The organism is Shewanella cutis (assembly GCF_022410515.1).
GTDB lineage: Bacteria > Pseudomonadota > Gammaproteobacteria > Enterobacterales > Shewanellaceae > Shewanella > Shewanella cutis.
Window position 1 is genome coordinate 1 of record NZ_JACSDI010000002.1, and the last position, 12,217, is coordinate 12,217.

The 12,217-nt window shown below is 46.8% G+C and carries 9 protein-coding genes; 3 read left to right on the plus strand and 6 right to left on the minus strand.

Annotated features, from left to right (window positions below; genetic code table 11):
* Positions 1–21: 21 nt before the first annotated feature.
* The 6 genes from ruvB to H9J30_RS05305 form a co-directional block, all read right to left on the minus strand.
* On the minus strand, positions 22–1,026 hold the full coding sequence (gene ruvB, locus H9J30_RS05280; RefSeq protein WP_240130078.1) for a Holliday junction branch migration DNA helicase RuvB: 1,005 nt from the start codon (positions 1,024–1,026) through the stop codon (positions 22–24).
* A gap of 123 nt (positions 1,027–1,149) precedes the next feature.
* Positions 1,150–1,767, minus strand: a complete 618-nt coding sequence (ruvA, locus tag H9J30_RS05285) for a Holliday junction branch migration protein RuvA (protein WP_037418847.1) — start codon at positions 1,765–1,767, stop codon at positions 1,150–1,152.
* Entirely contained in the window at positions 1,764–2,285 is a 522-nt protein-coding gene (gene ruvC, locus H9J30_RS05290; RefSeq protein ID WP_011072406.1) for a crossover junction endodeoxyribonuclease RuvC, read from the minus strand. Before ruvC ends, ruvA begins: the two co-directional genes overlap by 4 nt.
* Before the next feature lie 187 nt (positions 2,286–2,472).
* Positions 2,473–3,219, minus strand: a complete 747-nt coding sequence (locus H9J30_RS05295; RefSeq protein WP_240130079.1) for a YebC/PmpR family DNA-binding transcriptional regulator — start codon at positions 3,217–3,219, stop codon at positions 2,473–2,475.
* Between the two features lie 215 nt (positions 3,220–3,434).
* A complete protein-coding gene (gene aspS / locus H9J30_RS05300; protein WP_240130080.1) occupies positions 3,435–5,210 on the minus strand; it encodes an aspartate--tRNA ligase in 1,776 nt (591 codons plus the stop codon).
* A 184-nt stretch (positions 5,211–5,394) separates the two neighbouring features.
* Positions 5,395–8,208 (minus strand): transporter substrate-binding domain-containing protein, encoded by a 2,814-nt coding sequence (locus tag H9J30_RS05305; RefSeq protein ID WP_240130081.1) that lies wholly within the window; start codon positions 8,206–8,208, stop codon positions 5,395–5,397.
* Between the two features lie 150 nt (positions 8,209–8,358).
* Here H9J30_RS05305 and cmoA point away from each other — a divergent pair, with 150 nt between their 5' ends.
* From cmoA to H9J30_RS05320, 3 genes are all read left to right on the plus strand, one after another.
* Entirely contained in the window at positions 8,359–9,090 is a 732-nt protein-coding gene (gene cmoA, locus H9J30_RS05310; RefSeq protein ID WP_240130082.1) for a carboxy-S-adenosyl-L-methionine synthase CmoA, read from the plus strand.
* Positions 9,087–10,079 carry a tRNA 5-methoxyuridine(34)/uridine 5-oxyacetic acid(34) synthase CmoB gene (gene cmoB / locus H9J30_RS05315; RefSeq protein WP_240130083.1) on the plus strand — a complete coding sequence of 331 codons (993 nt, stop codon included), beginning with the start codon at positions 9,087–9,089 and terminating at the stop codon, positions 10,077–10,079. Before cmoA ends, cmoB begins: the two co-directional genes overlap by 4 nt.
* A gap of 69 nt (positions 10,080–10,148) precedes the next feature.
* Positions 10,149–12,032, plus strand: coding sequence for a M3 family metallopeptidase (locus H9J30_RS05320; protein ID WP_240130084.1), 1,884 nt, complete (start codon positions 10,149–10,151; stop codon positions 12,030–12,032).
* The last annotated feature ends 185 nt before the right edge of the window (positions 12,033–12,217 follow it).

The following is a 12,217-nucleotide window of genomic DNA, read 5'->3' on the forward strand; positions in this document are numbered from 1 at the left end:
AAGCGATTTGAGATTTGAGGATTACTCTGGTTTTATCATACCAAAATGCACATATGCCCTCGCTGTGGCTATTCGACCACGGGGTGTGCGTTGGATAAAACCTTGTTGAATAAGGAAAGGTTCGAGCACATCTTCAATGGTTTCTCGCTCCTCACCAATTGCTGCAGCGAGGTTATCAAGACCCACGGGTCCACCCATAAACTTATCGATAATCGCCAGCAACAATTTGCGGTCCATATAATCAAAGCCTTCGCCATCGACATCGAGTAAATTGAGCGCCAGCTCAGCAACATGTCGAGTCACAGCTCCATCGTGTTGCACTTCGGCATAATCACGCACCCGCCGGAGTAATCGATTGGCAATCCTTGGTGTACCGCGTGAGCGTTTGGCTATTTCAGTTGCGCCCTCACTATCAATCGCTAAGCCCATCACTTGGGCAGAACGCGTCACAATGGTGCTTAAATCTTTGACATTATAAAACTCAAGTCGCAGTGGAATGCCAAAACGCGCCCGTAAAGGAGACGTTAAGGCTCCTGCGCGCGTGGTCGCGCCCACTAAGGTAAACGGCGGTAAATCGAGCTTAATGGATCGCGCTGCCGGTCCTTCACCTATCATGATATCCAGTTGATAGTCTTCCATCGCCGGATACAGGATCTCCTCAACCACCGGACTTAATCGATGGATTTCATCGATAAAGAGTACATCACCCGCTTCGAGGTTAGTCAGCAGCGCCGCTAAATCCCCGGCTTTTTCCAGCACGGGACCCGAGGTCGATTTGATATTCACGCCCATTTCATTGGCGACAATCATCGCCAAGGTGGTTTTACCTAAACCTGGTGGGCCGTAGATCAACATATGATCTAAAGCTTCTTCGCGATTCTTCGCCGCTTGAATAAACACTTTTAATTGGGCACGCGTATCATCCTGCCCAGTGTATTCATCGAGCAATTTAGGCCGCATTGCCCTATCGATAACATCATCTTGACCTTGCAGCTGTGGCTGTATCAGTCTATCTGCTTCAATCATTTAACTATTCCTGTTACCGCATTGCATTCTTGGCATGCGGCACTTGCTATTTTGCTGCAGTTGCAGCCTGCTTGGCTGCAAAAATCGCGCACCGCAATAAACTGCCTCAATCAAAACCATGCCTTAGAGCATCGATTTTAACGCGGCCTTAATTAAGGTCTCACTGTCCATGCCTTCTTTAAAGGCTGCTGAAACCGCTTTGCTCGCCTGTGGCGGTTTATAGCCGAGGGAGATCAACGCTGAAATGGCATCCTCTTCAGCACTGTTGACCATAGGTGCAGGTGAATAATTCGACTGCAGCACAAACTCACGCTCGGAGCCCACTGACGCCTCCATCAGGCTCTTGAGTTTATCGCGCATTTCTACCAATAACCGCTCGGCGGTCTTTTTACCAACACCGGGTAATTTTACCAGTGTCACTATATCATCGCGCTCAACACAGCCCACAAATTCACTGGCCGTCATGCCAGAAAGAATCGTTAAGGCGAGTTTTGGACCTACACCGTTAGCCTTAATCAATAAGCGAAACAGTGAACGCTCTTGTTTGGTGATAAAACCATACAGCAGCTGGGCATCTTCACGCACCACAAAATGGGTATAAACCGTGGTCGGTTGATTGAGCTCAGGGAGCTCATAAAAACTGGTCAGCGGCATTTGTAATTCGTAACCGACCCCATTCACATCAATCAACACCTCTGGCGCTTGTTTTTCAATTAATACGCCACGTAAACGACCTATCATCTGTACCGTCCATATGTTCTTGTTGTTGCTCGGCCACTTAAGGCAACCAAACTTTGATTAGTGTGATAATGACATACTGCAACGCCGAGCGCATCCGCGGCGTCAGCCTGTGGTGCGGCTGGGAGCTTAAGCAATTGCTGGATCATGTGCTGCACTTGTTCTTTCTTGGCGCGGCCTGTACCCACCACCGCACTTTTAATCTGGGTGGCGCTGTATTCTGCAACAGGTAAATTTGCCACGGTTGCAGCGACAATGGCTGCGCCACGGGCTTGACCTAATTTCAAGGCGGAGTCGGCATTTTTAGCCAAAAATACCCGTTCAATGGCAAACTCATCGGGTTGATATTGGCGAATAATTTCACTTATTCCATCAAAGATTTGCTTTAATTTTAACGGCAAATCATCACCCGAGGTACGAATACAGCCACTGCCTAAATAGAGTTGCTGCCGCCCTTGGCATTGGATAACGCCGTAACCTGTGATCCGCGATCCCGGGTCAACACCTAAAATAATTGCCATTGTTTCCTTATGCGTGCGCCTTACGTCAATCGGTCGATTCGTATCTTTATATGCTTTCAGCCAAATCATGACTGATTAAAGAGCCATTCAGAACAACTCAAAACCTGCTCGCGTTCATTCAATCAAAGGAGGCACTTTGTCTTACCAAGTATCTAGCTTGCAAACACTTGAGCCTCCACAAGTTGGCTTAAGCCAAACTCTCCATAATTTCATCGGAGATTTCCGCATTATGATACACCTCTTGCACATCATCATGCTCTTCAAGGGTATCGATAAGGCGCATAAACTTCTCCGCGGTCTCGGCATCTAACTCCGCTTTGGTCGAGGCGATCATGGCTATTTCAGCGTTATCACTGACAAACCCAGCGGCATCGAGGGCATCTTTTACCCCGTAAAACTCCGTCGGTTCAGTAAACACATCGATAGCGCCATCATCGTAACTCACCACATCTTCAGCGCCCGCTTCGAGCGCCGCATCCATTAAGGCATCTTCATCAATGCCCGGCGCATAGGACAACACGCCACGCTTAGTGAACAAATAGGCAACCGAGCCATCGGTCCCTAAATTCCCACCCGATTTACTAAAGGCATTACGCACGCCGCTGACGGTACGGTTACGATTATCTGTCATGGTTTCGACCATCACAGCTGTGCCGCCCGGGCCATAACCTTCGTAAATAATGGTTTCGAGTTGTTGCCCTTCAAGCTCGCCTGCACCGCGTTTGATTGCGCGCTCAATGGTATCACGAGTCATATTGCCACCCAGCGCCTTATCGATAGCGATACGCAGACGTGGGTTTGAATCGGGATCGGAGCCGCCTTCACGGGCCGAAACCGTTAATTCGCGGATAAATTTAGTAAAGAGTTTACCGCGTTTAGCATCTTGCGCTGCTTTGCGGTGTTTAATATTGGCCCACTTACTATGACCTGCCATGGGAGTTCTCCTCTACACATAGCCATTGCACATCTTATCAATAGCTAAGGTAACCTTGACGGTGCCTCCAATAAGGCGCCTTTACTCAATGTTCCTTTACACAGTGAATGACGGCAAATTAAGTGACGTCGATAATGCAGATATTGATAAGAAATGAAATGACGGGATAAAAATAGACCGAGGCTTACGCCTCGGTACTCGATAATCGCTAAGGATTAGTCTTCAGTTTTCGCAGTTTTTACCACAGCAATGCCTAATTCTGCTAATTGTTGTGGATTAGCAAAACCTGGCGCATTGGTTAACGGGCACGCCGCTGTGGTGGTTTTCGGGAATGCCATCACATCACGGATTGAGCTTGCGCCCGTCATCAGCATGATGATGCGGTCTAAACCGAATGCCAGACCCGCATGTGGTGGCGTACCGTAGCGTAGCGCTTCGAGTAGGAAGCCGAACTTTTCTTTCGCTTCTTCATCGGTAATGCCCAGAATGCGGAATACCGCAGATTGCATCTCTTGGTTGTGGATACGTACCGAACCACCACCTAATTCGCAGCCGTTTAATACCATGTCGTAGGCATCTGACACACGGTTAGCAGGATTGGCTTCTAGCTCTTGTGGCGTCACGCCGCGCGGTGCGGTAAACGGATGGTGAACTGCGTGGAAGCTGCCGTTTATCTTCTCAAACATTGGGAAGTCAACCACCCACAGTGGACGCCATTGACCTTCAAGCAGATTAAAGTCTTCACCGGCTTTAAGACGCAGTGCACCCATTGACTCAGCAACCACAGTCGCTTGATCAGCACCAAACAGGATAATATCGCCAGTTTGTGCGCCAGTGCGGCTGATGATTTCGTTAACAATGCTCTCATTCAAGAACTTAAGCACAGGCGATTGAATGCCTTCTAAGCCTTGAGTCAGATCGTTTAGCTTCATCCACGCTAAGCCCTTGGCACCGTAGATACCGACGAATTTAGTGTAATCGTCAATTTGCTTACGAGACAGGCTTGCACCGCCAGGAATACGCAGCGCCGCAACACGGCCTTCTTCGTCATTGGCTGGGCCTGAGAATACCGCAAATTCAACGTTTTTGAGTAAATCGGCAACGTCCACCAGCTCTAATGGGTTACGTAAATCGGGCTTATCTGAACCAAAACGACGCATGGCTTCGTTATAGGTCATACGTGGGAATTCGCCTAAATCGACGTTCAGCATCTCAAGGAACAGACCACGCATCATTTCTTCGGTCTTAGCCATCACTTGCTCAGACGTCATAAATGAGGTTTCGATATCGATTTGAGTAAATTCTGGCTGACGGTCAGCACGTAAGTCTTCGTCACGGAAGCATTTTACGATTTGATAGTAACGATCAAAGCCTGACATCATCAGCAGCTGTTTAAACAGCTGTGGTGATTGTGGCAGCGCGAAGAATTGACCTTTGTAAGTGCGGCTTGGCACTAAATAGTCACGGGCACCTTCAGGCGTCGCCTTGGTCAGGATCGGTGTCTCGATATCTAAGAAGCCGTTTGAGTCGAGGAAACGACGCACAGCACTGGTCACTTTCGCACGGAACATTAAGCGCTGCGCCATTTCTGGGCGACGTAAATCTAAATAACGGTACTTTAGACGCTGCTCTTCACTGTTGTTTTGATAGTTATCTAAGCTCAGCGGCAGCGGCTCAGAGCTGTTGATAATAGTCAGTGCTTTACCTAACACTTCAATTTCGCCAGTTTTCATTTGCGCGTTAACTTGGCTATCAGGACGGGCACGAACCACGCCTTTTACCTGCACACAAAACTCGGCGCGCAGTGTGCTAGCCACATTGAACACCTCAGGTAAATCTGGATCGTAAACCACTTGGACCAGACCTTCTCTGTCTCTTAAATCTAAAAAGACCACGCCACCCAAATCACGGCTACGATTAACCCAACCTACCAAGGTAACTTCTTGTCCAACGTGAGACTTATTGACGTCTCCACAATAATGACTGCGCATCTAACTCTATCCTTTATCCGGGAACCGGTGCTTTGGAAATAATCAAAACGAGATAAAAGCGGCATTATAGTCAAATAATGCCGATTACCAAAGTACTTCACTTTTAGGCGGTGAAGTATCAAACAGTTTTACGCCCTTGACTAGAGGCGAACGCACTATCTGCGTATAAACGTTCAAAAAAACATCAAGCCACGCGGTAACAACGGCCACCCACCGTTTTGGCTTGATACATTAACTGATCCGCTTTTTTCAATAATTCAATTGCCGTATCGCCATCACGGGGATAAATCACCACACCGATGCTCACGGCAACCTCTACTGTTACGCCTTCAATAATCAATGGCGCTGAAAGTGACTGCAGAATATTATCAGCAACTTGGATCGCGGCATCGAGATCTTGCACACGATTTAGCAGGATCACAAATTCATCGCCACCAAATCGTGCCACTGTATCAGAATGGCGAATAGCTTGCGTCAGTAACCCGGCCACGCGTAAAAGCAAGGCATCACCTATTGGATGTCCATGCTGATCATTAACTTGTTTAAATCCATCTAAATCAATAAACAGCAGCGCAAAATGGCTCTGTTCGCGACGATGGGCTAATAATGCCTGCGATAATCTATCATCGAGTAAACCCCGATTAGGCAACTGAGTTAATACATCATGGCTCGCAACGTGTTGCAAACGTTTTTCAGCGGCAATACGGCGAGTTATCTCACGCTTTAAACGACGATTAACCACTAACACCGCGACCATCAACAAAGATAATCCAAGCGCTCCAAACAATAAATAGCGGACCCAACGCAAGTACTGTCCATCGTCGGTGGCAATAGCAAAGCTGACCCAGTGGGAATAAATTTGTTGTTGCTTTTGTTGATCAATCTGCGCTAATACTCGGTTGATTAATGGTGCCAACGAGCTAAATTGCGGATTCAAACCAAAATGACTGTGCTGATCAGCTAAATCACTTAATAATGACATTTTAAGTAAAGGATATTGTCCCGTTTTTAACTCAGAAGCTAACGTCACCACCTTATCAATAAACACATCTGCATTGCCTTCAGTCACCGCTAAAAGCCCTGATTGCGTGTTGGGTACCAGCACCAGCTTAAGCGAAGGCTGAAGCGTCATCAGTTGAGTAACAAGATGATAGCCTTCAACCACAGCCACTCTTTGCCCCGCCAATTGTGCCAGATTAAAGACAGAGACTTGCTCAAGCTGTGATACCAAGCCCCAAGGCGATGGCCAATAGGGATCACTAAACACAATATGCTTTTGCCGATCAGCAGTTTGGGCAATACTGCCCGCCAGAGCAATGTCCCCAGCTCGCAATGCACCAATAAGCGACTGCCAATCATCAAAGGCAACGGGTTGAATCTTAAGGTCTAGTTGCTCAGAAAGCATATTGATAATATCGCTATTAATCCCTGCAAATTGACCTTGTTCATCGGTAAACTCCATCGGCGGCCACTGCTTAAGGTAACCCAGCTTTATCCTTTCTATACTGGCAAGGTACTCTTGTTCACTGGCTGAAAGTTGGATGCCGTGCAATTCGGCTTGATTGAAGATCCTGTCTTTAGGATTAAGCATCCATTTTTGCTCAACATCAGCAAATTCCTGCATGCTAATGCTGCGAAATCCATTACTGATCCGCTGAGTCAGCCCAGGGTCATCACTTCGAGTTAATACATAAATCTCTGTGGGAAACTCCAGTTCAGGATATTGATGAAAATCGGCCCATGCTTTGTTTTGCAGTAAATAATGGGAAGTCCAAGCCCCCGCAGCCACAAACCCGATGATCTCACCCGCTCTTGCTGCCGCGACCATGGCATCCATATTGTCGTAGTAGCGAAGTGCCACATCAGGCAGAGCTTTACGCAGCGACACTAAATAAGGTGCCGTCGGCACAACACCGATACGCTTGCCTTTCACACTCTGTAAGTCAGTTAATTGCTGCTGATATAAAAACAGCCGACTCTTCACCGTATAGAGTTGCCAAGCACGAGTTAATCCGGTTTTCATGTCGTCACTTTCGGGATAACCAATGTGGACATCGGCTAAACCTTGGCGTACATCGTTAACTGTGCCGTTCATATCTCCCGAAATAAAATTAATATCAATGCCCGTTTTCGCTGACCATAGTCGCCAAAGATCCACATAAAAACCATGGGGTAAACCATCAACACCTAAATCAACAAAGGGCTCAACTCCCAGTTGCATAGCTACCACAATGCCCGGTTTTTGCCCATTAAAACCTAACCAGCGTCGCTCAGTTTGTTGAATAAATTTTGGGTCAAAACCATTAAATCCCGCCTTAATTTTATTCAGTAATTCGGTATTCCCTTTCATTACAGCCGGAACAAATTGCATGACTTTGATAGGGATGCGAATATTGAGGGGGTAATTTGCCGCTATCGTTTGGTTAGAAGCAGGATCGCGCAGATAACCATCAAGCCCGGCAAACACGACCGTCTCACCTGCCGCAACACCCGCAAGTAGCGTTTCACGGCTTTGGTAGTATTTAAACACCAACCTAGGTTCGAGGCGGCGCAGTTCAGCTTCATGGGAAGATCCGGACACAATCCCTACTTGGTAGGGGATCAGTTCTTTGATATTTTTTTTGCCTTGCAAGGATTTATGCAGATATAAATAGGTGCTGACGTTGACAATAGCGTCAGCAAAATCAAAGCGCTGCTCGCGCTCGGGTGTTTTGCCCATCCCAATATGCACTTGCGCTTTTCCCTGTTGCAATTGCGCAAGGGACTCATTCCAGTGCCGCGCAACAAAGACGAGTGGCGTATGGGTGCGTTTACCCCACTCCTTCCAAAGATCGACTAATAACCCAGTCGCTTCGCCGTTGTTATCTACAAATTGATAGGGAAAGCTGTCTTCTCCCATCACCACAATAAGCGATTCTGTCTGTCCCTGACCGGCGTTAACTGTGCTATTCGAGAGAACACAACACAGGATCACAATTAGCTGGAGCACTAACTTCAATTGAGGTCCCTAGTACCTGATGTACAATGTAAACGCTTTGTTATTTGTCGCATATTAGACAGAAATTTCTAGCAAATTACTAGCCCGAGACTTGCTGCTAGTCAACGGGATTCGTTAAAATGCGGGGTTGAATTTTCGAGACATTCCCAAATGAACGCTTCCCAAGATACAATCTACGCTCAAGCGAGCGAACACATTAGCGATTTCCAGTTTGATAGCCGGGTTGCGGGAGTCTTTAGTGACATGATCCGCCGCTCAGTGCCTGGTTACACACAAATCATCAATACCATAGGCGATTTTGCGGATCGTTTTGTAAAACCTAATACCCAGGTTTACGACTTAGGATGCTCTTTAGGGGCTGCCACGTTAAGCATTCGTCGCCAGATCCAAGGCAGAGACTGTCGAATTGTTGCCGTAGACAATAGTGAATCTATGGTGGTCCGCTGCCAAGAAAACCTCAACGCCTATGTCAGTGATACTGAGGTTGAGCTTATCTGCGGCGATATTCGCGATATTGATATTGAAAACGCCTCCTTAGTGGTGCTCAACTTTACGCTACAATTTTTACCACCTGAGGACAGGGATGCACTAATCGCCAAGATTTATCAAGGCTTAAATCCCGGTGGACTCTTAGTGTTGTCAGAAAAAATCCGCTTTGATGACGCTCCCATTCAAAGTGTACTTGAAGAACTGCATCTGGACTTTAAACGCGCCAATGGTTACAGCGAGCTGGAAATCAGTCAAAAACGCAGTGCGCTGGAAAATGTCATGAAACCAGACACGTTAAGTACCCATCAGCAGCGCTTAACCCACCAAGGGTTTAGCCACTTTAGTACCTGGTTCCAATGTTTTAATTTTGCCTCTATGGTGGCCATCAAGTGATTAATTTCAGTTCCTTTTATCAACAAATTGCCGATTCCAATTTACAGCATTGGCTTGAAACCTTGCCAGCCATCCTTGGCAAATGGCAAAGAGAACATAAACACGGCAACTTACCCAAATGGGAAAAAGTGCTCAATAAACTGCACTATCCTAGCCCTGACAAAGTAGATTTGGTTGATAGTGTCACGATAGGCACAGGCGAACAACTCACGCCGGGTGAAAAGGAAAAACTCGAGAATTTACTGCGACTCTTTATGCCTTGGCGTAAAGGTCCATTCCATATTCATGGCATTCATATCGATACCGAATGGCGCAGCGATTGGAAGTGGGATCGGGTGATACCGCATATTTCTCCCCTACAGAATCGAACAGTACTCGATGTGGGTTGCGGAAGCGGCTATCACATGTGGCGTATGTTAGGTGCTGGCGCTAAGCGTGTTGTAGGCATTGACCCTTCCCCGCTGTTTTTATGCCAATTTGAAGCAGTAAAACGCTTAACTGGTGAAAATCACCCTGTGCACCTGTTACCACTTGGTATTGAAGAACTGCCGCCATTAGATGCCTTTGATACTGTATTCTCCATGGGCGTCTTGTATCACAGACGTTCACCCATTGATCACCTGTTGCAATTACGCGATCAGTTACGCATGGGTGGAGAATTAGTGCTAGAGACATTAGTCATTGATGGTGATGAAAACGCGGTACTCGTCCCGCAAGATAGATATGGGAAAATGAATAACGTTTGGTTTATTCCATCCGTTGCGGCACTGATGCTCTGGCTTAAAAAGTGTGATTTCACCGATATACGTTGTGTCGATACCGATGTCACCGCCCTTGCTGAGCAGCGCCGAACGGATTGGATGCCAAATGAATCACTGGTTGAATATCTTGACCCTAACGATATTACTAAGACGATCGAGGGATATCCGGCGCCGAAACGTGCAACAATTATTGCAGTGAAAAATCAGCCTAATCAAGATTTAAACTAGGGCATGATACACTTAGGCATGTCAAAGCCATGTCATCCCAATCAATGACAGTTGCAGAACCTCTTGCCTATGCAAAAAACGATATTAGCAGCTAGCTTATTTGGCTGGTGTTTATCCTCCATCATTGGTGCAGTGTATGCTGCACCAAGCCCTGTGCCGCTATTGGCTGAGCAATGTTTGCGTCAACCGAATATCGATTTGGCCAGAGCCTACATTCATTATGCCAATGTGCATAGCTTACCCGCCTTAACGCTCTCTGAAAAAGCCTTAGTGCTTGAGCAACAAACCATAGGGCTTAATAACATTAATGACAGACTCAACTACTACCGAGGTTTGTCACTCTCGGGAGAAGAGCGCCAAGGCTTACTGCAGTGCCAATTACGCCTTGCCGATGTACTAAGCCACCTTATCATCCAAACAGAATATCGCCAACTTGCAGATGAGCTTACCCACGCGGCGGATAAGAATAACAATGAGCATCTGAACCAAGATCAACGCTTACTCGGTGAGCAATTAACAACGCTACTTGAGCAACATCAGTCTACCCTCGATAAAGCGAAGCTACACACGGCGCAGGCCACAATTCGGCAAGGATTAAGCCGTCAGCAGTTTCAATTATCGATCCAAGGGACTCAGTGCCAACTCGTGCGAGAGACGACGTCTAACAGCACAGCCAATATCGCACTTAATGCCGTTGACAATAGCGCAGATACAGCAAGCCCTGCTTTCTCTGACACTATCGCCAGTTACCTATTAAAACAACCGGACCCACAATGTCGACAGTTACTGTGGCAAGCCTATCAAGGCCGTACCCGCGAGCACAATCAACTCGCATTGGATCGTATTGCGACATTACGCCAACAAATGGCGAATGATGCCCACTTTGCGGATTTTGCCAGTTACAGTTTGGCTAAACAGCAACTCTATTCTCCCACGTTGGTCAAACAGTTTCTTGACAGCCAAACCGAATCGATTCAGGTTGCACCTTGGGATATTGGCCGCAGATTATCGCAATTAGATAGTGCCGAAAATATCAGCCTTAACACCAGCGAAATGCTCGAAAGAGCCTTTGGTATCTTAAGTGAGTATGGATTGAGTGTTGAGGTGGTAGACAGGCATATTCCATCAACAGAGTCTCCTGCTGCGTCTCAAGAGCAGCAACAGATCATCCGCATTTACCACCAGCAGCGATTGCTTGGAGAAGTGTATCTTGCCATCGGTAATCAACATGCTAAAGCAAATCAACATACCCTAAGGCAAAGTGTGATTGGCCAACAATTTGGCCAGCAGGCGCTCGAGCTTAATCCAACGCTATTCAATTACAAAGATATCGAACACTTTACCAACGCGTTGGCCAATGCCATTACGTCACTTGCTCGTGGAAGCCATTTTTATCTGAACAATACCTTAGGCCCAAGTCTGGATTCAAATCAGTTACCAAGCCTTTGGCTGGGCAATGTGATACGCGAAGCACTGTTTTCACCATTTGCCCCGCGATTTTTGAATCAAAGGGAAAGGCTTGCTAACGCCTATGGGAAACAACTTAGCGTCTTTCGTGCTAAAGTGGCTCTTAACTTTTACCAGTCCTTAAACCAGCAAAGCTATTCCGATCTAACAGTGGAGTTTAATAAGAGTTTTGGTGAAAATTGGGAACAACCAATTGATTATCCATATAGTTTCAAGGCGATCGCCAATGAAGGCCCACTCTATTATCAGTCCCTATGGCAAACGCAATTAGCTAAGTTTGTCTATCAATCCACACAAGACTGTAAAGATAAACTTGGGCTTTTTAATCTGCTGGTGGTCAATGAAGCTGCACTCACGCTAAGCGAGCAATTGCGTGCCAGTATTGGCGATCCCGTTGATGCTGCATCACTCATCCAAAGGATTATCCCTGTCTCTGGAGGGCAGAACCCCACTCAGCATTGTGTTTTTAGCAGCTTAACGCGATGACGAACATGGTCGTTTTACACATACTATCGATTTACACACGCTATCACGGCCACTTGGCGAGCGTTAACCTATCCATTTTGCATCAGCGATAATTTCTGCGCCACGCACTGAGATTAGCGTTTTCTCAACTTAATCGCCGATTTTATTGAAAAAACGATCATAACTCGCCACTATAGCTTGAAACT

Coding starts and splice junctions, on each gene's coding strand:
- ruvC (WP_011072406.1), bottom strand. CDS start 2,285: ATGGCAATTATTTTAGGTGTTGACCCGGGATCGCGGATCACAGGTTAC.
- H9J30_RS05295 (WP_240130079.1), bottom strand. CDS start 3,219: ATGGCAGGTCATAGTAAGTGGGCCAATATTAAACACCGCAAAGCAGCG.
- H9J30_RS05320 (WP_240130084.1), top strand. CDS start 10,149: ATGCAAAAAACGATATTAGCAGCTAGCTTATTTGGCTGGTGTTTATCC.
- ruvA (WP_037418847.1), bottom strand. CDS start 1,767: ATGATAGGTCGTTTACGTGGCGTATTAATTGAAAAACAAGCGCCAGAG.
- aspS (WP_240130080.1), bottom strand. CDS start 5,210: ATGCGCAGTCATTATTGTGGAGACGTCAATAAGTCTCACGTTGGACAA.
- ruvB (WP_240130078.1), bottom strand. CDS start 1,026: ATGATTGAAGCAGATAGACTGATACAGCCACAGCTGCAAGGTCAAGAT.
- cmoA (WP_240130082.1), top strand. CDS start 8,359: ATGAACGCTTCCCAAGATACAATCTACGCTCAAGCGAGCGAACACATT.